At 46.5% G+C, this 20735-nt stretch carries 21 protein-coding genes; 6 read left to right on the forward strand and 15 right to left on the reverse strand.

The window, feature by feature from the left end:
- Window positions 1–140 precede the first annotated feature (140 nt).
- Genes PXC00_RS11445 through PXC00_RS11455 form a run of 3 tightly spaced genes read left to right on the forward strand, consistent with a single transcriptional unit; the run spans window position 141 to window position 2957 of the window.
- The gene (locus PXC00_RS11445; RefSeq protein ID WP_275846740.1) at window positions 141–680 is read left to right on the forward strand and encodes a helix-turn-helix domain-containing protein; all 540 of its coding nucleotides are present in this window, start codon (window positions 141–143) and stop codon (window positions 678–680) included.
- The gene (locus PXC00_RS11450; RefSeq protein ID WP_275846741.1) at window positions 674–1396 is read left to right on the forward strand and encodes an ABC transporter ATP-binding protein; all 723 of its coding nucleotides are present in this window, start codon (window positions 674–676) and stop codon (window positions 1394–1396) included. The genes PXC00_RS11445 and PXC00_RS11450 overlap by 7 nt, the downstream gene beginning before the upstream one ends.
- Window positions 1380–2957, forward strand: coding sequence for an ABC transporter permease (locus tag PXC00_RS11455; RefSeq protein ID WP_275846743.1), 1578 nt, complete (start codon window positions 1380–1382; stop codon window positions 2955–2957). Before PXC00_RS11450 ends, PXC00_RS11455 begins: the two co-directional genes overlap by 17 nt.
- Window positions 2958–2996: 39 nt before the next feature.
- Here the strand turns inward: PXC00_RS11455 and PXC00_RS11460 are convergent, their stop codons facing one another.
- Window positions 2997–3860, reverse strand: coding sequence for a patatin-like phospholipase family protein (locus tag PXC00_RS11460; protein ID WP_275846745.1), 864 nt, complete (start codon window positions 3858–3860; stop codon window positions 2997–2999).
- Between the two features lie 136 nt (window positions 3861–3996).
- A complete protein-coding gene (locus PXC00_RS11465) occupies window positions 3997–6498 on the reverse strand; it encodes a YhgE/Pip domain-containing protein (RefSeq protein ID WP_275846747.1) in 2502 nt (833 codons plus the stop codon).
- 424 nt (window positions 6499–6922) lie between these two features.
- Between PXC00_RS11465 and PXC00_RS11470 the strand changes: the two genes are divergently transcribed.
- Entirely contained in the window at window positions 6923–7498 is a 576-nt protein-coding gene (locus tag PXC00_RS11470; RefSeq protein ID WP_275846749.1) for a TetR/AcrR family transcriptional regulator, read from the forward strand.
- 98 nt (window positions 7499–7596) lie between these two features.
- Here the strand turns inward: PXC00_RS11470 and PXC00_RS11475 are convergent, their stop codons facing one another.
- From PXC00_RS11475 to PXC00_RS14200, 3 genes are all read right to left on the reverse strand, one after another.
- Window positions 7597–8034, reverse strand: a complete 438-nt coding sequence (locus tag PXC00_RS11475; protein WP_275846773.1) for an RrF2 family transcriptional regulator — start codon at window positions 8032–8034, stop codon at window positions 7597–7599.
- A 100-nt stretch (window positions 8035–8134) separates the two neighbouring features.
- Window positions 8135–9382, reverse strand: a complete 1248-nt coding sequence (locus PXC00_RS11480) for an Nramp family divalent metal transporter (protein WP_275846751.1) — start codon at window positions 9380–9382, stop codon at window positions 8135–8137.
- A 466-nt stretch (window positions 9383–9848) separates the two neighbouring features.
- Window positions 9849–10082: a transposase gene (locus PXC00_RS14200; protein ID WP_275846753.1), complete on the reverse strand. Its 234-nt coding sequence runs from the start codon at window positions 10080–10082 to the stop codon at window positions 9849–9851.
- A 159-nt stretch (window positions 10083–10241) separates the two neighbouring features.
- On the opposite strand from PXC00_RS14200, the gene PXC00_RS11495 reads away from it, so the two are divergent.
- Window positions 10242–10508, forward strand: coding sequence for a hypothetical protein (locus tag PXC00_RS11495; protein WP_275846755.1), 267 nt, complete (start codon window positions 10242–10244; stop codon window positions 10506–10508).
- Window positions 10509–10562: 54 nt separating this feature from the next.
- Window positions 10563–10913: a DDE-type integrase/transposase/recombinase gene (locus tag PXC00_RS11500; RefSeq protein WP_316934980.1), complete on the forward strand. Its 351-nt coding sequence runs from the start codon at window positions 10563–10565 to the stop codon at window positions 10911–10913.
- 327 nt (window positions 10914–11240) lie between these two features.
- On the opposite strand, the gene PXC00_RS11505 is transcribed toward PXC00_RS11500, so the two are convergent.
- The 10 genes from PXC00_RS11505 to PXC00_RS14180 form a co-directional block, all read right to left on the reverse strand.
- Window positions 11241–12908 carry a hypothetical protein gene (locus tag PXC00_RS11505; protein WP_275846759.1) on the reverse strand — a complete coding sequence of 556 codons (1668 nt, stop codon included), beginning with the start codon at window positions 12906–12908 and terminating at the stop codon, window positions 11241–11243.
- A gap of 8 nt (window positions 12909–12916) precedes the next feature.
- A complete protein-coding gene (gene cmr6 / locus PXC00_RS11510; protein ID WP_275846761.1) occupies window positions 12917–13738 on the reverse strand; it encodes a type III-B CRISPR module RAMP protein Cmr6 in 822 nt (273 codons plus the stop codon).
- Between the two features lie 13 nt (window positions 13739–13751).
- Window positions 13752–14126, reverse strand: a complete 375-nt coding sequence (locus tag PXC00_RS11515) for a type III-B CRISPR module-associated protein Cmr5 (RefSeq protein ID WP_275846763.1) — start codon at window positions 14124–14126, stop codon at window positions 13752–13754.
- Entirely contained in the window at window positions 14123–14902 is a 780-nt protein-coding gene (cmr4, locus tag PXC00_RS11520; RefSeq protein ID WP_275846766.1) for a type III-B CRISPR module RAMP protein Cmr4, read from the reverse strand. Before cmr4 ends, PXC00_RS11515 begins: the two co-directional genes overlap by 4 nt.
- Complete coding sequence (locus PXC00_RS11525) at window positions 14899–16005, reverse strand: type III-B CRISPR module-associated Cmr3 family protein (RefSeq protein WP_275846768.1); 1107 nt, start codon at window positions 16003–16005, stop codon at window positions 14899–14901. Before PXC00_RS11525 ends, cmr4 begins: the two co-directional genes overlap by 4 nt.
- Window positions 15998–17536, reverse strand: a complete 1539-nt coding sequence (locus PXC00_RS11530; RefSeq protein ID WP_275846770.1) for a Cas10/Cmr2 second palm domain-containing protein — start codon at window positions 17534–17536, stop codon at window positions 15998–16000. The genes PXC00_RS11525 and PXC00_RS11530 overlap by 8 nt, the downstream gene beginning before the upstream one ends.
- On the reverse strand, window positions 17533–18429 hold the full coding sequence (locus PXC00_RS11535; protein ID WP_316934981.1) for a hypothetical protein: 897 nt from the start codon (window positions 18427–18429) through the stop codon (window positions 17533–17535). The genes PXC00_RS11530 and PXC00_RS11535 overlap by 4 nt, the downstream gene beginning before the upstream one ends.
- Window positions 18430–18505: 76 nt before the next feature.
- Complete coding sequence (locus PXC00_RS11540) at window positions 18506–19471, reverse strand: IS5 family transposase (RefSeq protein ID WP_316935202.1); 966 nt, start codon at window positions 19469–19471, stop codon at window positions 18506–18508.
- Window positions 19472–19509: 38 nt separating this feature from the next.
- Window positions 19510–19944: a hypothetical protein gene (locus tag PXC00_RS11545; protein WP_275846918.1), complete on the reverse strand. Its 435-nt coding sequence runs from the start codon at window positions 19942–19944 to the stop codon at window positions 19510–19512.
- 104 nt (window positions 19945–20048) lie between these two features.
- Complete coding sequence (locus PXC00_RS14180) at window positions 20049–20246, reverse strand: integrase core domain-containing protein (protein WP_407654337.1); 198 nt, start codon at window positions 20244–20246, stop codon at window positions 20049–20051.
- Window positions 20247–20735: the final 489 nt, after the last annotated feature.

The raw sequence follows: 20735 nt of genomic DNA on the forward strand, positions 1-20735 counted from the left end.
CCGGCCGCCGCAGCGGTTTCTTCGTAAAAATCATACTACAAAGCCGCCCGGCGTGCAAGCACGGCCTGCCTATTGACTTTTCTCAAAAATAAGACTATTCTGATAGCATCGCATGGCAAGAGAAAGGAAAGGGTGGTTGTATGCCGAAAAATCCGGCAGATATTCTCATGAATCCGGCGCGCCAGCGAATCATCCAGTATTTCGTTTTGCACAAGAAAGGCACTTCCGGACAGCTGGCTGAGGCGCTTCCGGATATTCCGCGTGCCAGTCTGTACCGCCACATTAAAATGCTTTATGATGCGGGATACTTGCAAGTTTTAGAAACCCACCCAGTGCGCGGCACAGAGGAGAAAACCTACTGCCTGACTGCACAGCCCATGGGAGAGAATGCTTCTGAAAAAGAAGTTTCCGCGCTCATTCAAAACCTGTTGTACGCGGTTATGACTTCATTTGCCCAGTATTTTCAAACACATGATACAGCAGACGCGCAAAAAGATTTGCTCAGCGTTTCTTCCTGCACGCTGCTGCTCACTGACGATGAATTTGCCGAGCTGCTCCGCCGGATCGGTCAGGTTTATCAAACATACCTCAACAACAAACCCAGTGCAGGGCGAAAAGAAAGATGTCTGACCTTTATTTCCGCTCCGCCAAAGCCAAGCAAAGGAGAGTCCCCATGCTAAACATCAAGAATCTTTCCAAGACCTACAAAGGCGGCAAAAAAGCCGTTTCCAACCTCACGCTGGACATTGAGGCCGGCGATATCTACGGCTTCATCGGCCACAACGGCGCCGGTAAAACCACCACCATCAAGTGCGCAGTCGGCATTTTAGACTTCGACGAAGGGGAAATCCGCATCGACGGGCACTCCATTCAGGAAGAACCCATCCTGTGCAAATCGCTGACCGCTTACATTCCTGACAACCCGGATCTTTACGAGCATCTGACCGGCATCCAGTACCTGAACTTCATCGCGGACATTTTCGGAATTTCACAGGACGACCGCACCGACCGCATCCAGAAATACGCCAAAGTCTTTGAAATTACTTCGGCGCTCGGCGACCCGATCTCCTCTTACTCCCATGGCATGAAGCAAAAGCTGGCAGTCATCGCAGCCTTAGCCCATCACCCCAAGCTTTTGGTGCTGGATGAGCCGTTTGTTGGGCTGGACCCGCAGGCAGCCTTTACCCTAAAAGAAATCATGCGGGAACTCTGCCGCGAAGGCAGCGCCATTTTTTTCTCCACCCACGTACTGGACGTTGCGGAAAAGCTGTGCAACAAAATTGCCATCATCAAAAACGGCAGTCTGGTCACCTCCGGCAAAACTGAGGAGTTGACACACGGGCAGTCATTGGAATCTGTATTTCTGGAGGTGGTCGCTCATGTGGAAGCAGATTAAGCTGCTCACCGGCGTAGAACTGCGCGGCGCGTTCAGCCCACACGAAGCCCGCCGGGGCATGAACACAAAAAAGCAGAGGAATGGGGTGCTTCTGGCTGCTTTGTCTCTGTTCGCCGGCTTGCTTCTCATGTTTTACATCGCTGTGCTCACCGCCGGACTGGCTATCATCGGCATGGCAAGAATCGTACCGGCACTGCTCTGCATTCTGGTTAGCTTGATGATTCTGTTTTTTACCATTTTCAAGTCGGGCGGCATTCTGTTTAACCTGCAGACCTACGAAAGGGTCATTGTGCTGCCGGTGGAACCCGCGGCGATTCTCATTAGCCGCTTTCTGACCATTTATCTGTTTGACGTTGTCCTAAGCTTGCCGGTGATTTTGCCGGGCATGGTGGTGTACGGGTTCTTCCAAAAACCCGCGGCTTCGTTTTACATTGCTATGCTGCTCGGTATTTTCTTCATTCCGCTTCTGCCGATTACGGTTGCCGCCGCCATCGGCGCTCTGGTCACGGCAGTTTCGTCCCGCATGAAGCACAAAACATTTTTTACAACGCTGCTGTCCGTGGTGGCGGTTCTCGCGGTGTGTGTCGCCTCGTTTGCATTTTCCGCAATCAGTTCAGAATGCACCACAGACCAAATAACCGCTGCGGCGGCTGTGCTGTACGACGAAGTCTGCACTTTTTACCCGCCGGCTGTCCTGTTTTCCGAGGGAGCTGTTGACGGCAGTTTGGGCAGTTACCTGCTTTTCATGGGGATTTCCCTGCTGCTATTCGGGCTGTTCGCGTGGGTTGTCCAGCGCAAATTTGTTGCCATCAGCACGGCGCTCTCTGCCCATGAAGCCAAGCGGAACTACGTCATGCGCACACAGGCGCAAACCTCGGTTCCCAAGGCGCTGTACCGCAAGGAATTAAAGCGTTACTTCGCATCCAGTGTGTATGTGCTCAACACCGTCACCTGCTATCTCATGATGGTCATTACCGCCGTCGCCATCGCAGTGGCAGGCACACCGCTGTTTCACGAAGTTCCAAAGTTCCGGCTGCTGCTGCCGCTGTTTGTGGCGCTGCTCGCCTGTATTTCCCCCACCACTGCTTCGGCAATTTCTATCGAGGGCAAGCAGTGGGACCTCCTCAAGAGCCTGCCGCTTTCCTCTAAGGAAATCTTAAATAGTAAGCTGCTGGTCAGCCTGACGATTGCACTGCCCTGCTGGGCAGCAACGGTGCTCATTGTGCTGTCCGTGCTGCGTCTGAACGCTGTGGAAACACTCTGGCTGCTGCTGGTTCCCCTGCTTTACATCCTGTTTTCTTCGGTGCTCGGGCTGTTCATCAACCTCAAGATGCCGAACTTTAGCTGGGACTCTGAAGCTGCCGTTGTAAAGCAGAGCGCTGCTGTCGTCATCACCATGCTGCTCGGTCTTCTCAGTGCAGGGGTTCCGCTGATTCTTGTGCTGCTGTTGTCTGCCGGTCTGGCGAACCTGATTTTGACCGTCACCTCGGTGCTGTTTGCCGTGCTTACCCTGTTCCTGTACCGCATGATTCACCACGTCAGCCTAACAGCCATTTCCTAAAAAAACACGCCGGTTTCCTCAAAGGAACCGGCGTGTTTTTTAGGAAATTCCGTTCTGTTCCAGCAACCGCTGTACCAACGGAAGCTTCTGCTGCGCGTCCCGGCGGCCCATGCGATAGATTTCCATGAGCGTTTCGGGATTCTTTTCGTAGCGGCTGATGTTAATCGGCCCGCTCGGACGCAGCACAACCATGTTTCCCATCTCCTCCTGCCGACGAATGGACAGCAGCTGATGATTGTACACATTCGGCCGCGCCTGCAGCGTATCTACGAATGCGGGATAATCATGGTACCACGCATTGATAACCGCACGCGGATAATCCGGCTGTGCCGCCTTGCGGAAGGAGTAATCTCGCGTGAGGACCACCACATTTTTGGCATTTCCGTCTGCCAAGGAACGCTCATAGGGCACCGGCGCGGCAATGCCGCCGTCCAGGTACGGTCGTCCGTTAATGGTAATGACGTTGGACAAAAACGGCAGAGAGCTGGAAGCTTGAATCGGCAGAAAACGCTCGTCCATGTCTGCCTGACTGAAGTACGCCATGCCGCCGGTCAGCAAGTCGGTTGCCCCTGCCATCAGCCGCATTTTTGAACCGCGGAACGCCTCCTCATCAAATGGAACCAGCTTTTGAAACAGCTCGCCGAATATGAAGTCAAAGCCAAACAGGGAGCCGGTCTGCCGCAGGTTATGAATACTCACATACCGGCTGTCTGCAACATAGCGGTAAAAGATTTCTTTGTTTCGCTCGTACTGTCCGGAAAGATAACTCAGCGCACAGCAAGAACCCGCGGAAACCGCGTAAATAACCGGAAACAAAACGTTGTTTTTCAGAAACTCGTCCAACACACCGGCGGTGTACGCCCCGCGCATTCCGCCACCCTCCAAAACCAAACCGACTGACACGACAGCATCCCTCCTACGCTTTTCTTTTTCTTACTGCTCATTATAGAAGAACCCGGCGCAAAACACAAGAACATCCGGCGGCAGACAAAAAGAGACCCCGGCGGCTTGCAGCCGAGGTCCCCTTTTAAAAAACGAATCAGTCGTGCATCATCTGCGCAGAAAGAATTGCCGGAGCCAATTCGTGCCCCTTGCGCTCCTTTACAAAAACGCGTGCGCTGTAGAAAATAATGCACAGGAAGGTGCTGACCATGGCAACCATAATGAGTACAAACAGGTCGCCCGCAACACCGGGGCCTTTGCTGCCCATATCGACCGCCTGGCGGAACGCATCCACGCTGTAGGTCATTGGCAGGTACGGGCGCAGCTTCTGGTAAAAGCCGTTTGTAATCTCAATCGGATACGTACCGGCAGAACCGCTGATCTGCAGAATCATGAACACGATCATGATGAACGAACCAACGCGGCCCAATGCGGTTGCAAACAGGCTGATGAGCGCCATAAACGCCATGGAGGTCAAAATCGCCACCAGATACGTCAGCCCGACATTTTCCGGGCGCAATCCGTTGAGTGCCATCAGCATGGTTACTTCAACCACTGCCTGCGCCACCGCAACCAGCATCCAAACTGATGCTTTACTTGCCCACCAGACAGTGCCGTTGCGCGGTGATTCCACAGAAGGATCAAACACCGGATAAATGAAGCACATAACGATGCCGCCGATGAACAGTGCAATCGACATCATGTACGGCGCCATGCCGTGCAGGTTGTCTTTGGCAGGTGCGTAGTCAGACAGAACCGCAGTGACCGGCTCGCTCATCATCTGTGAAGTCGCGTCAGAGGTGTGCACGTCCGAAACCTTCTTGTTGCCGTCCGAAAGCTTGGTGCTCAGTTCGGCGGTGCCATTTTTCAAGGTAGAAAGGCCGCTGCCCAGTGTGGCAGAGCCATCTGCCAACTTGCCCGCGCCGTCGCTGATCTGCTGTGCGCCGCTGCCCAACTGGTCTGCACCGGAAACCAGGGCATTCGCGCTGGTGCCCAGTTTCTGCGCACCGCTGTTGACCTGCTGTACGCCGCTGACCAGTGCCGGTACTTTGCCGCTCAGCTGCGTAAGTCCGCTGCTGAGTTGCTGCGAACCGCTGACCAGCGCCGCGCTGTTTTTCGTCAGCGTGGTACTGCCGGCAGTCAGCTGTGCCACGCCGTCCGTGTAGGCATTTACACCGCTGGAAACGGCGGACGCGCCAACGGTCAGCTGCTGCAGCCCCTTGGAAAGAGCCGGCGCCTTTGCCCCAATCTGCTGGACACCGTCTGTCAGCTGCTTGGAGCCTGCTTTCAGCGATGCCGTACTGCTGTCCAGCTTTTCCAAACCGGACGCAAGCGTTGAAACGCCAGTGGTGTACGTGCTCACACCGTTTGCCAGCTGTTTGGCGCCCGGCACAAGGCTGCTGTTTACCTGCGCCGCAATTTTCTGCATAACGGCAGCAGCTGCAGGATCGCTCTGCTGAAACTTCTGTGCAGCAGCCTGCAGGGTCGTAGAAACGGTTTCTGCGCCGCTTGCCAGGCTGGAAGCACCGCTGCCCAGCTGCCCACCGTTTTGTTCCAGCTGCTTGGCGCCTGCGGAAAGCTGGCTCACACCGCTGGTGTAGGCATCAATGCCTTCCTGCAGGCTTGCGCCGCCCTCGCTTAATTTGGTCAGGCCGGAAGTCAGTGCCGGCAGCTGCGTCTGCAGCTGTGTCAGCCCCTGCGACACCTGCGCCGCGCCAGACTTGAGACTCTGGGAATTTTTCGACAGCTTCTGCAGGCCGCTGTCAATCTTCCCTGCGCCCTGCGTGTACTGCGTAACGCCCTTCTGCAGCGTGCCCGCGCCGGTGTTCAGCGCCGATACACCGCTCTGCATTTGACCGGCGCCGTCGGCAAGCTGCTGCGTGCCGCTCGCCAACTGCTGTGCGCCGGCCTGATACTGCTTGATTCCGACCTCCAGTTGGCTGGCGCCGTCACGGAACGTCAGGCTGGAGCTTGCCAGCTTCTGCAGGTTCTGCGTGATGGTCTGGTTGCCGGTGGCAAGTTCCTTCGCGCCGCTGTCCAATTTCTGCGAACCGTCCGCCGCGGCGGAAAAACCGTCCTTAATTTCATCCAGTTTGCTGAACAACGTCTCCGCATAGGTCTTGGTGACCTCTTCGCTGACCTGTTTGGTAATCCGGTCGGAGGCGCTGGTCGAAAGCTTGGAGGCAATGAAATTGGCACCGGAGTTTAACTCGTAGTGCAGTTCCATTTTCTTCGGGCTGTCATCCATCAGCGTTGTTGCATTTTTTGAAAAATCCTCCGGAATCGTAATGACCATATAGTAGCTGTGGTCTTTCAGACCCGCGGCGGCGGTCGCCGCGCTGACAAAGTTGCAGTTCAGTGGCTTTTCTTTTTTCAGCCGGTCAACTAAGTCGCTGCCGACACTGAGTTTTTTGCTCTCGTACGTCACCGGCTTGTCGTTGTTGACCACTGCCACGGGAAGCTGATCAATCTGTCCGTAGGGGTCCCACATAGAGGCAAGAAAAATGGTCGCATACAAAGTCGGAATCAGTGCCATGATCAGCACCGCCAGAACCAAGAATTTATTGCGCCACAGTTTCTGCCACTCTCGCTTTATCATGTTGCATACTCCTTTCTTCGAAAGTATCCGCTGCCGCACAGTGCTGTGGGCAGTTTCAGAAGCCGTTTGGCTCCCAACGAAGTCCAGTTTAGCAAAGCTGTATTTCCGCTACAATAGTCACGGACAGACCTGTGTATAATTTTTTTACAAATTTCGAAAACTGTCCAATCAAAAAAATTCCGGGATTTAATTCATCCCTATTTTATACGAATTATTATAAATATTTTTATGCATATTTAAATTTTTTCGTTTTTCGGTTTCTGCCGTATTCCGCTGCCCAGCAGACTGCAATCCGCTTTCTTCCGCGGTTTTTAGAAAGTCTCGCTCTCGGTTGCAGTTTCTACATAAGCATGCTATAATACACAGATGTAGAAAAAGACGCACTTGTGCAGAAATCAGTTTTTGCACAGAAAAGGAGCAGAACATGGTACAGATGCACAGCGCCGACCGGCGAATTTTAAAGACTAAGCAAGCCATTCACAACGCGCTGATTCAGCTGATGTCCCGAAAAGCTGTTTCCGAAATCACCGTGCGGGAACTGACAGAAACCGCCAATATCAGCCGCAAGACCTTTTACCTGCATTATGCAGACCTGACCGATGTCTTCCGTGAAATCGAATCCGACCTGCTGCGCAGCCTGCACACGCTGCTGCACGCCTGCGACTTTGCCAACCGGCAGAGCGGCATCAGTGAACTTTTTTCCGGACTCAACGACCTGATTCAGCGTGATCGGCCGTTTTACCACCAGCTGGTGCGCAGCGAGTACTTCGGCAGCTTTCTGGTCAGCGTCAAGCAAGCGCTCAAAGAGGAACTGCGCCTGCTTGCGGCGCAGCGCCCGACCTCTCGCCCAAAGCTGCGGGAGCTTTCGCTGGAATTTGCCGCCGCCGGTCTGGTTTCCATGTATCTGGAATGGTTCCGTTCCGAAACCAACCTGCCGCTGCGCTCTGTTTCGGAAGCCGCGCAGCAGATGATTCGCAGCAGTATCCTTGCAACCGCGTAAAGAAAGCGGAGCAGCCCTCCTCAAAAGGAGCGGCCGCTCCGCTTTCTTCCGGACGCAGACTCAAAAAACCGCTGCAAAGCTTTCTTTACAGCGGCCGGTTAAATAACATAATCGTTCACGCACGCCTGATTGTGCTGCTCCAGAATGTCCTGCAGCGTAATGCCGTCCAAATACTCCGCAATTACACGGCTCAGCCCCTGCCACACTGGCAGCGTCGGGCAGTCGGCACTGCGGCGGCAGGGGTTCGGCTGCTGCTCCAGGCACGGTACCGGATTTAATCCACTTTCCGTCAGGCGCAGCAGACCGCCCACCGTATACTCCACAGGCAGCTGTGCCAGCCGGTATCCGCCCTGGGAGCCTCGGCTGGTCAACAGGTAACCGGCACTGTTTAAAATGGGAACAATCTGCTCCAAATATTTTTTGGAAATTTCCTGCCGCTGCGCGATGGCGTTCAGCGAAACATACCCGTCATCCTGATGTTCGGCAAGGTCCAGCATCATGCGCAGCGCATATCTCCCTTTGGTGGAAATCTTCATACGCTCATCCTTCCATTCTACTGCCCTATCATAGCATAGTTTGGCGGCGCTTTCAACGTCCGCCAAATGATTTCCGTCTGGGCTGCCCCAGCAAGCGGATTCATCCCAGTTCGCTTGCCAGCAGCGCCAAGTTCAGTGCTGTAACTAAAATGCCGATTCCCCACAGCAGAATCTTACTGCCGGTTGGATTGGCGTACTTCCCCATGACCCGTTTGGAAGAGGTCAGCGCAATCAGCGTAAAAATCGTAAAGGGCAGTTGCAAACTCAACAGCATCTGCGAATAAAGCAGCCCGTCAAAGGGAGACTGGATAAACAGTATGATTACCGCCGCAGGAAGCATGGTCAGCAGCACGCCCGCTTTGGTGTGGCTGTCTGCAATATCATACGGTTCGGAAAAAATACCGGCAAAAATCGAACCACCCGCCATGCCCGCCGTAATGCTGGAAGACAGCCCCGCAAACAGCAACGCTGCTGCAAACAGCACAGACGCGGCGCCGCCGAGCAGCGGTGTCAGCATACTGCCTGCCTGCGAAAGGTCGGACACCTGCGTACCCTGCTTAAAGAACACTGCCGCAGAAACCAGAATCATAGCGCTGTTGATGGCCCAGCCAATCAGCATGGAAAGCAGCGTGTCACCGAACTCATACCGAAGCTGTCTGGAGATGACCGCATCATCCTCCAGATTCCACTGCCGGCTTTGAATGACTTCCGAGTGCAAAAACAGATTGTGCGGCATGACCACTGCGCCCAGCACACTCATGATGACCGGCAGGGAGCCGGCGGGAAACGACGGCTTGACCCAGCCCACAGCCGCCGCGCCCCAGTCGATTTTCACCATGCAGATTTCCACCAGAAACGACAGACCAATCACAGAAACGAACCCGATAATAATTTTTTCGATTTTCGAGTAAGCATTGGTGAACTGCAGCAGCAACGCCACGCCCGTCACCAGCAGTGCACCAATCTTCAGGGGCAGGTGAAACAGCATCTGCAGGGCAATGGCGCCACCCAAAATCTCTGCCAGCGCCGTCGAAACCGCCGCCAGCATCGCCGTTGCCAGCACCACATTGCGTACCCATGGCTTGAGGTAAGCCGTAGCAGCCTCAGACAGACATTTTCCGGTCACAATGCCCAGGTGTGCGGCATTGTGCTGCAGCAGAATGAGCATAAAGGTTGAAAGCGTCACCATCCACAAAAGGGAATAGCCATAACCAGAGCCTGCCGCAATATTGGAAGCCCAGTTACCAGGGTCAATAAATCCAACGGTCACCAGCAGACCCGGCCCTATGTAGCGAAAAAAGCTAAGCACCCCGCCGCGGGGATGGTGCTCTCCGGAAAAAAGATGCATAAGCGAGTTTCCTCCTGTGTTTCCAAAATAAAGTTAGCATACGCTTACCCACATCAAACATATCATACCGCAGCAGAAAGGTCAAGTGGTTTATAATGATTCTTATAAAACTCGACAAAAAATGGCCTAAGTAACTGCTGAATAAAGGGCCAATCAGAATAGGGTTCAGCTTAAAAGGAAATTCCGACCGTACAGACTTTCGGATTGTTGAAAAACCGCAGCCGTCTTTCAACAGCTAATAACCCCTGCACCGCTCGGCTTGAGCCAGCATGTAGAGGTTTGCGCTTGCGCATAATATGTGCGCCTGTGTTCGGTTTTTAGCAAGGCCCCGGTACCGTACTTTTCGATAACCGAAGATTCTTTTGATCACAAAAAAGCATATTCTACTTTGGAACGCACGCGTGACTTCTGATACTCCATATACCGGAACCACCAAATATCCGGGCCGTCTTTCCCCTTTTTTTACCTAGGGCATTTCCAGGTAACGTTGTTTCTCCGTGTTTTTCGTTGAACTCGGTGCGTCAATGATCGTAGCGTCTACAATTGTCCCGCCATGCATCAGCTTTCCGTGACGGTCTAAAAATGACTTTACGCTGTCGAAAAACAGCTTTGTTATTCCGTTATCGTTAAGCAGCTTCCGGAACTTGCAAAGCGTAGTGGCATCCGGCACCTGCTCTTCTTTCAGAAAGCCAATTCCCATAAAGGCAGTGTCAAGAGAAGTTCGCAATTTTAGGATTTCAGGAATGTAGAACTACAATAGATGTTGGACAGTTGAGAAAAAATAGAGACAGGAATGGACGCCATCGGTTATGATTGCGTTGCCCAGCAACAATTATCCGAAAGGAAGTGCCATTCCTGCATGAACGGTGTAACACAAGACATGAAGTACAGGCTATCCCTAATTTGCTACGCAGAGAAGTTTGGTGTCAGCCGCGCCAGTCGAAAATACAACAGAAGCCGGTCGTACATTTACTTCTGGAAAGCCCGGTACGACGGGACTCTTTCGTCTCTCGCGAATCACTCGAACCGTCCACACAGCCATCCCAATCAGCATACGGAAGAAGAGTTGGAACTCATCCGGAATATGCGTCGCAGGAATCCAGAGCTTGGCATGATTGAATTGTGACACCGGCTGCGAAAACGCGATTACCAGCGATTCCCGGAAAGCTTGTTCCGTGTCATGCGGCGAATGGGAATGTTCCCCGAACCCAAACCGAAGAAAAAGTATCAGCCAAAGCCATATGAACAGATGACACATCCCGGAGAACGCATCCAGATTGACGTAAAGGTCATTCCTCGGCGCTGTATTGCCGACCCGGAGCTTCGTCTGTTTCAGTATACAGCGATTGATGAGTATTCGCGTCTGCATTTTCTTGCGGCCTACCCAGAGCAAAGTACCTATTCTTCTGCTGATTTCCTTCAGAAAGCGGTTCGATGGTTTAAACGCCGCGGCATACATGTGGAATGCGTACAGACCGACAATGGCTTTGAATTTACCAATCGCTTTTCCCCATCTAAAAAAACCTGCTGACTCTTTTTGAAGCCACTGCCGCTAAAATGCACATTCGTCACAAGCACATTCGGCCTTACACCCCACGGCATAACGGCAAGGTGGAGCGCGCAATCGGAAAGATCAAAAGCGCTTTTATGGCTCTCACCGCTTTTATTCCCTTAATGATTGCAATCATCAGCTGTCTGTTCATCTATTCCGCTCAAATAATTTACCGATGCGCCCTCTTCACTGACTCTCTCCTATCGAATTTCTCCATGCTTACACTGTCCAACATATTTGACTAACCTACAGTTCCTAACCCTTCTCGAATTTGCGAGCCTCATTGTACTAAACCCCTGCAAAAAATCATTTGGAATGACCCGGTTCATTAAATTTTCTCTGGCTTTTTGTCTTGACTTTCGAGCCATTATGTTTCCTTCTGATACGCTTTATTAATGAGAAAACTAATATGCAAAAAACTCCAACAATAAATAAGCATTGTGATATTATTTTTATTATTTTGCTCGAGAAAACCGTAAGTATGGTCTGAATAAACGCTAATAAACATCCTACAACTGTGAACCAAAGTAAAATACAGTTGAGCTTATCATCAGCTTCACGCTCCATCCTTTCGTTGGCAATATCGGCAACATCGCGTAAATTGCTCATCTGCTCGTCAAGCTCCGCCTTGTTCGCATTTATGTATAATTGTTCTCTGATAAGCGCGTAAATCTCTACGCCCTGCTCTTGGACGGTCGCCTCCGTGATAAACAGTTGATTTTGCGCTATGACGTATTTTTTCTGAAGCTCTTCAATTTTTTCCAAATGATTTTTTGTTGTTTTTCGCTTATCTTCCTTAAGCTCATTTGACACTTTGGACGCTTTTGCCGAAAGCGCTAAAATAGTTGCACGCTGTGCCAAGACAAGAATAGCAAGCTGAATGTACATGGTTAGAAATGAGTTATAAACATGTATCAAATCAGCAGATTCCCCTGTAAAACAAATCATAGAATGATGCGTACAGGCATATAATGTGCCATAGTCAATCCATCTGTCATAAACGCATTTTTTAAGAAGCTCTTTTTTCATTCTTCGGCTTACACAGGTAATTTCGTTTTCAATAAAAATTGTTTTGTAAAAATCATCAGAAAATTTATGGTCCTTCATATAGCAATCATTTAAGTAAGAATATTCGCCGCTTTCACCGATGGGTATCCATTCGGTTAAGCCTTGTAAAGCTTTGGCATCTCTGATAAGACAGCAAACAAACATTCTGTCGTCAACACACGGCTGTATAAAAAATTTATTAACATCAACATTAACTTTTTTTGTGGTAACTTGAAGTCCTCCGTTTTCCAGCCCGCCCCCGTCAATAAGCTTCTTAATGGGGCTCATAACATAAGTTAACGACATTTTATTTTTTGCGCTTTCAAAGGATTCATCAAGTTCTGCTAGGGTTTGCTTATAATTTTCACACGCAAAATCATCATCGCAAAACTTAATTTTTATCTCGTCGGCGCAAAGAGTATGACTTGTACCATCTGGGATGTACGGCATATTTATTCTGCGACCATATTCGTTGATTTTATTGACTTCTTTAAGGGTCTTATAGTTATAATTTTCAAGCTCGAATATAAGAATTGCAACACCACTTTCATAAATATTAAGCTTTATATCAAAGATGTCAAGCACCATATCTGATTGATTCTTTACAATGATATATTTACCGATTTTATTTGAATATCTGTCTTTATATTTATATCTGAAGCTGTGAACGGCGCCATCATTTCTTGAATTAAATAAAATGGCTCTTGCCGGCTCTGTAAAATATTGATAGGCGGCATAATCCAAATGCCACTCATCTTTACACCTGTTTCCCGGTATTTCTTCACCATTCCAGTTTGTATCAATCCAACGTTTTCCGATGTCTAATATCTTCTTAAAATCGTTCCATTCAGTTTCTCCGCCGTTATCCCACAAAAACGGGAACAAAAACGTATGATAGCTATACGGCAGCATTTTTTCGTTTTCCATTTCAGGCCTCACTTTTTCTTTGAATTGCACTTATTGCAAAATTGATAAACCTTGTTTGTTTTTTTATTAAATCCTGTTTTTGCTCCGCATTTTTGGCATACTCCTTCAACCGCTATTTCCTCTGTTTCCTCCATTGCGCCATAACCGACATTGGTTTTCGCGCCGACTCCAAGCGTTAGTATAATGTTTTTGAAAGCATCTAAGAGAGCCTCAGAATCAACTCCGCTGAAATTATTCCACCTGTCGAAGCCAAACCGAAACATATAAACAACCTCCGGCAAGACCTTAAGCATAGTCAGAGGAATTGGATTTTCAAGCAAATCCGGATAATGAGGTGTGATGTTGTCCAAGCCGAAAAGATGGTTGCTTTCATTCGCCCTAACGGGGATTGCGTCGTAAAAAATAATTTTTTCCGTTCCTTCAGCAAATATTTTTTTAGTAAGCTCGGTTATTTCAATATTTCCCAATAATTTGCTCACAAATTCCCCATAATTGTCAAACGCACTTCGGAGAATGCCTTTAATCGTGCTTCCAGGAATAATCGGCAAGACGGTTACATAATCGAGAGTAAAGCCAAGTTTGATTTCTTTTTTGCTTTCTTTATCGATATTATTGCCCGCCGCGTGAGTGTTTCCGATTCCGATAAGCAATCCTGGGTAGGTCGTTTTCAAGCGAAAACTATGCGTTGGAAAAAGAATATTTTTTTCGGAAAGATTAAAAGCCCTTTCGCACAAATCCTTGTTGCACTTGTCGTAGTTCTTGTCGTTTGATTCGTCATAATAAGCCTTGTAAAACAAATAGTTAAGATTCCTTTTGCTTGAGTTCACCATCGGCTTTTTCTCCCTATTCCAAAGTGTAAAGGTTCATAGCAAGCTTTAAAGCTATTGCCGCGTTTAGAATATCTTCCTTAAGCTTCTTGCCATTGGATTTTTGACTAATAAGCTCGAACAGCGTATTCGCATTGCTGATTTGCTTTGAATATTCATCTTTGATTAACAAAAAAATCCCATTCATCAACTTTTTTCGCTCGACTGCGGCATTTCCGTTATCGCTGAAAAAGCAGACCGCCGAAAGCAGGCTTCCCATTGAAATAGCCGCACCGAATGACGCAATCTGTCCTCGCCACGCTTTATCAATTTTGCCGTCTTTTGCAATTTCAACTTTGGCTAAAATATCATACGCACGAGGAATAAGCGCGTCAACTTTTCGCTTGTTCATACCTCTACCTCCGTGACTGTTGTATAGCCGTTTCCAACGCTTGCATTGCCGCCGAACTGAACCGGCGAAGCTTCTAATTTTTCTTTAAATTCAGCAAAAAGCTGGTCGTCGTCGGGAACAAGAATTGCAAAATAGAAAATGCTTTTGTGAGGAACAAGCTCTTCATACCAGAGATTTTTGCTTATTCCTCCATCATCTAGGAAGTTTCGGGCGCGGACGGGAAGCGCAAAGTCCTGCAAACTGTTAAAAACGACGAAATCCTCCTTAAAAATAGATTTTTTAGAACTAGTTTTCTTTAAAACAGTCGGCTTCCCCTCGACCTCAACTTTATCTCCATCAAAAAAACTGCCTATTAAATTTTCATATCCACTCTTAAGTTTAAGCCCATCCAAAAGGGATTTAAACGAATCCAAAACATCGTATGAAGTTGCGAGGACATAAGGCTTTTCGCCATCTGAAACTCTAAGCGGACGCGCAAGACAAACGGCTGTGAAAAATTTATATGCGCCTTCCTTTGTAGTTTTTTTCTTGCTGCCATCTGCGTCTGTTGTTTCAATTTCGCCGCCGAAAACTTGCTTAGTATATTTTGATTCCTTTCCCCAAATTCCCTCAAAATGCTGTTTTAACGCACCTTTAACTCCAGATGATTGAATAATCGGCACGTCCTGCAAAACTGTATCCTTCTGTACCTCGTTGTCGATAATGTTGTAATTTGCCTCGCCGTTTCCTACATGCATATCAGTCAGGCATTCAATCTTAAAAATATGTGGTTTCATAGGTTTTCTCCTTTAAAAATAATGTTGTTGAATCCGGCAATTTTCGCATGAGATGTATCGAATTTTTTTATCAAATCAGTATTTTTTTTCGCGTAAAAAATACTACCGGCTTTTATAAGCTTAATCGTCATCGAATAGCGCTTAAATCTGTTTTTAATATCAGTTTTTGTAAAGTCGGTAACAAAGCCGCGAAAGTCCTTGGTTTCAGCATTTACAAAGCAAAAATTTTTATAAAAATCACGGACGTTTTCATAAATTTCATTTAAATATAAATCAGATTGAGCATATAAAATATGCGGCTGTAAAAGCTCTTTTGTTTTATCTGTTGGCTCTGAAAAAATGTTTTCATCAACATCTCCATATGTATCAACAGAAAAAGGTGATTTCCCCTGTCCTAAATAAACAATTTTTTGCTTGATATATTCGCCGGTCTGTGCGCCACGTTTGTTTTCGTCAAAATATGCAAAAAAGCCAAAGGAAAAGCCTTTTTTAAGCATTTTATATTCGCGCTTGAAAAAGGCTTCAATGTCACCTTTTTTGTAAATTCCCACTCTGGGAACGCTTTTTAGCAAATCCATGCAGATTTCCCCGTTATCAACACGCATCCAGCCCCCGATATTGCCTCTTTTCGCATTATAATCTTCAGGAAATTTTTTCAGCCCGTCAGTTGTTTCGACTTCTTTATAATAGTCTGAATCTGTTTTAAAAGGAGTGTAGATAATTTTGCCGTCATCGCCTACATTTGAATTCGAGTTGTGATCCGAGGGCGTTGGAATGTAGAGTTTATTGTCGTTATCAACGATATAAAGCGGCGAAATTTTCTCGATACAGCCAAAGCTTTTGCTGTTATCAAGCAGGTTAAAGCTTGTTGAACCGGCATTGTTTAAGCGTGGCTTATCAGCGTATTTTTCATTACTGCTTTTCTTTCTCGTATCGCTCATCATCATAAATCGCAAAACCCCGAAAAGCGTCGTCTGCGTCGGAACATCAAGCGACCTTATGTAATAATGGGTGTTTTGCTCTCCTATTTCAAAGACACGTTCGCCGCCGAGAAAATACGGTTCTAACGGAGTGAGCTTTATAAAAATAACTTTATTAATCATCGTTTTCCTCACCGTCCTCTCCCCAAAACTTCGCAAACCTAAGCATTTGATCAAGCATTTCAAGCCGTAATTGCCGCCTGATTTCTTCTTTCGATTTTTCTTTATGTTCATTCAGCCTATGGTCAACAAGCAGCTCGGTTGGTTCTAAAGCTTCATAAAGTTCGCGAACCCTATTTAAAATGTCCTCGTAATGATTGTGAATATCATCGTCAAAGGTATTGGCAAAAACACTTTTTAGTGCATCTGCGTCGGTTGCTTGGGCATGAATAAAAAGCATTTTATACTTCCAAATTTTATCCTTAATTGATTGAAGGACTTCACCATTTTCGTGCAGTTTCATAAGCTCAATAAGCTTTTCTGTCACGTTGCTTTTATTAAATTTGTCTAAAATAAATTCAACCGATTTTCCACTGTGCTTTTGAAGGGAAACGGAAACAGAGTTTTTCCCGCCTTTTCCGTCTTTTTCATATACTTTTTTAGAAAGCTGAAAAAGCTGATAATTCGCCTCGTCAAACGCTTCATAAAGCGGATATTTAAAATAGCGTATAACAACTCCTGCCGAAAGCGTCGGCTTGTCCTCTCCTTTACCAAAATGGCACTCGAACTTATTTTTTAAGTCATCCATTAAATCGATTATTGTGCGTTCGCCGTTTTCTTTATCCTTCAGCGGCGCAATGAAAAGCAAGTCGTCGCCGCCGGCATAAATCGGTATTCCTCCATAATCTTTAATCAAATTTGCCGAATCCGAGCAATAAGCAAAGCATTTTTCAGAAAATTTGCGTTCTTCACCGCTTTCAAGTTTCTCAATATATTTGCCAAAGCCATCTCCGTCAGTTTTTACAATCGCATAGTAAGAGTTTATTTTTTTGCGTTTTCGACTGCTTTTTGTTTCAGAGCGTCGACCTGTTATATCCTCCATATCCGGCAGGCGTCCTTTGCCATTTTTGCCTGCTGCATTCGGAAAAGGCCAATTTCCATCGCTCATTTTATCTCTTATTTTGGTTTTTATTGTGATATTCTGATTATTTTTAGAGCTGTCCAAAAGCTCTTTTACTGGGCTTTCCCCACCTATTGGAAATGTCTTTTCAAGTTCTATCGGGTCGAGATATTTTGAGCATTCCAAAAGGGGCTGTTTGTCGCAGCTAAACACAACCGCATGAAGCTGTAGATAATCTCTAAACCAGTCTTTTTGACTGCCGTTATCGCTGAATATCATTGACAAGTCAGCGCAGATTTCATTAAAAGCTTCATCAAGTTCTTTAAGTGCGGAATCAGCGTCACTTGGAATAAAAACAATTCTGTCGTGGTATCGTCCGATTCCGTCTGAAGCAGCTTTTTTATTATCAAAATACGGAGAAATTATATTTTCAGGCTTTTCCGTTATTCCATTGGCAACTATAATTTCGCAAAGCCTTTTTGATATGTAAGAAAACATATAGCTTGCCGCCCAAAGTCCAGCAGGGGAGCTTGTAAGGGTGATTGTGTCGTAGATGGGGCCGATTGTTATAGCAATGTAGGTTTGGTTAGTCATTGAGGTTCACCTCCACAAAAAAGATTTTTGAATTTTTTGCTTTCTTTTGCTGCTTTCATTAGCGATTTTAAAAAATCTACAGGAATTTTTAAATTAAGTTTTATGGGTTCTATGTTATCAATTTCTGAATTTATAACTTTAATATATTTTTGGCACTGCTCATAGGATAAATTTCTCGTACATTGTTTTAAATATTTTTCATTAATCTTGTTGGGTTTTAAATAGATTTCTTTTCCATTTATCCTGTTTAAATTGTCGTCATCAAAGATAATAAAAACTTTTGTTGCTTTCCCTAGTTTAATCGGTTTGAAAGTTATTGGTGATTTAAAGCGTTCTATTTCGCCTCCGTTAACATTAAACGTGAGGTCAAACATAACATTAAGATTTTCTTTCAATTTTACTTTCCGAAAAGAATAAAAATTCGCAAAGCCAAGCATACCTCTTATATATTCATAATTGGTTTCTCTATCCTTTTTGAGGGCATTTTTATCCGTAACAAATTGATTGTTATATTTTTTATTTTCTTTCTTACTATCAAGTTCAAATTTACCTGTATTAAGTATCTCAATCTTCATTGCTTTTTTATCATTTAAGCGTTCTTTAAAAAATTCTTTCATAAGAAAAGACGGCTTATATTCGCCATTATAATTTATTCCGTTTTTTAACTCTTGATAAAATTCTTTAATTCCATTTAATATATCTTTATTATCAGTAGAGTTGATATTTAAATAATAACCGGAAGTATTTGCATAATTGCAACTTTCATTTTCTTTATCCCTAATGATAAAACTCCCAAAGCCTTTATTTTGCCTTAATCCAAAGTTGTTTATCGCAAAAAATTTGTCGATTGAACCTTTAATTATTTCATCTAAGGCAACACCGCACAATGGCATAAAAAATCCACGCCATCTGCCAAAGGCGGCAAACAGCGAGGAACTCTCCCAATTATATCTGCGAAGGCAAACGCAATCAGACTGACAGGCAGGGCCTGTCAGCCAGAATCAGATTCGCCAACGCAAACATCATATTCAGTTTGGCGGTCTGCTTTTGCAGACCTCGGTATCGCGTCTTTCGGTACCGTAACAGACCTTTCACAACGGCAAAAACATGTTCTACTTTGGCACGAACCGATGACTTTTCGTGCTCTCTGCGCTTGAGTTGGGCTTGCGACCTGTTGGAACCCTTTTTGATTTGCGATGGGCGACGATTGAACTTGTAACGGATACGCTTGCCAGCATTGTTCTTTATAATGGCATCCTCGCGCTTTTCCGCTCCCAAATATCCGCTGTCTCCGTATACAACGCTTTCCTCTCCGGTCAGCAGTTTGGAGGTCATGGCGACATCATGGACATTGGCGGCCGTTACCTCAACCGTGTGAACAAGCCCGCTATCCTTATCCACCCCAACATGTGCCTTGTAGCCAAAGTGCCACGCATTGCCCTTCTTCACCTGATGTGCATCCGGGTCTCGCTGCTTCTCCTGATTTTTCGTGGAGGACGGAGCGGCTATGATGGTGGAATCCACAATGGTACCCTTTTTCAGAAGCAGTCCCTTTTGTTGCAGCAAATTTGCCACCTGCGCAAACAACTGCTCCTGCAAACCGTTTTGTATGAGAATATTACGAAATCTTCCCAGCGTATCCCCGTCCGGCACCTGATTGCTTGATTCCACGCCGCAGAAATCCGAAAAGGCACGACTGTCGATCGTTTCAGCCACCGTTGCTTCGTCGGATAGATTATATAGGTTTTGCAGCAGATACAGCCGCAGCATCAGTTCCAAATCATAGGGCTTGTTTCCGTGCTCTCCTTTGTAGTAGCACGGCTTGATCATGGCCACCCATTTCCCCCATGGAACGATGCGCTCAATCTGCTCGAGAAATTCTTTTTTCTTCGTACGCGCCTGTGCCAGTTCATCGCACAGAGCTGACATACTCATCTGCTTATCCATATACCTATTTTATCATATCTCGCTTCTTACCGCAGCTTTTTTTCTGTGCGGTGTTGCCCTAATTCTTTGTCAAAACAGATAATTTGTAATTTTACTTTTTCATAGAAAGAAGATTGTGTCGTATCATTCTTTTCAGTTAAGAAATAACAGCCATAACAAAAAGTTTTAAGTTTTCCGTTTTTGTCTTTTGTCTCATATATAGGATTAGATTTAGACACATTCCCTATTGCTTTAAACCTCATCTTATACTTAAGCGCCGGATGTTCGCCGATAAGCCAGCCATTTTCCCTGGCTGTATCTATCCCTTTTTCATAATCTCCATCTCCAAGCCGTTTAAGCAAAAACCTGTCAAACTTTGGCTTGACTTCGCTCGCACGCAGAGTTGCGCCTGTCTCGCCGCTTTGAAAATGAATCAAAGGCGTTTGCTGTGTTAAATTATATTCTTTCGTTAGAACATTCATTTTCCTCTTCCTTTTAAATGTGATTATTGTCCGTAATTGCAATCTCATGCTATAATGTTGCATTTATAGCAGCTAAATTGCCAAGGCAAAAAACAAACTAAGGTTTAATGAACTTGATATTTCCAAGTTATTTTGCTACACATCTGCGTCATCAAGACGGAATTATAATTTTTCGCAGGAATTTGGTACCCAAGGGCCGAATGCAGCTTTTCGAAATTATACCCGTGGATGAAATTCACGATCTGTCTGCGGGCATCCCGGATATCTTCGTAATCCTTCAAATAATCCTTATCATATTTCAGGGCGCGGAATCAGCGTTCGATCATAATATTGTCAACCCAATGGGAAGGCGCTGCTTTTTAAGCTGTTTGGATTGCTGTCAGAATCCCCATGCCGGATTATCTGTATGCAGCCGGTCAATCAGATTTTTTTGCTGCCAGTTCTTGCTCCGAAGAGTCAGACGGAGTGTAATATGCGCTCTCGGCTGGTTTACATCCAGCAGGTCAACCGCTGTAGAAAGCGACAGTTCTTTGCTACCCGTTTAAACGCGGAGTATATTGACTCTCCAACCAGATTCAAACAATTTTTCAGATTTTTTTTGAGCCAGTCGATCTGAGTGTTCAACTGTCCTATTTTTTGTAAAGGCTGTCTGCTTCGTACTCCTTGTCCTTCAGCTCTGTTCTTAAATCTTCGGCTTCTTATCGTCAAATGCGGCAGCTGCGTTTTTCAGAAACTCCGATTTTCAATTGCGAATCTGATTGGGCACGATCTCATTTTCTGCGGCGGTGACG

The sequence above is a fragment of the Caproicibacterium argilliputei genome (genome assembly GCF_029211325.2).
In the GTDB taxonomy this organism is placed as follows: domain Bacteria; phylum Bacillota; class Clostridia; order Oscillospirales; family Acutalibacteraceae; genus Caproicibacterium; species Caproicibacterium argilliputei.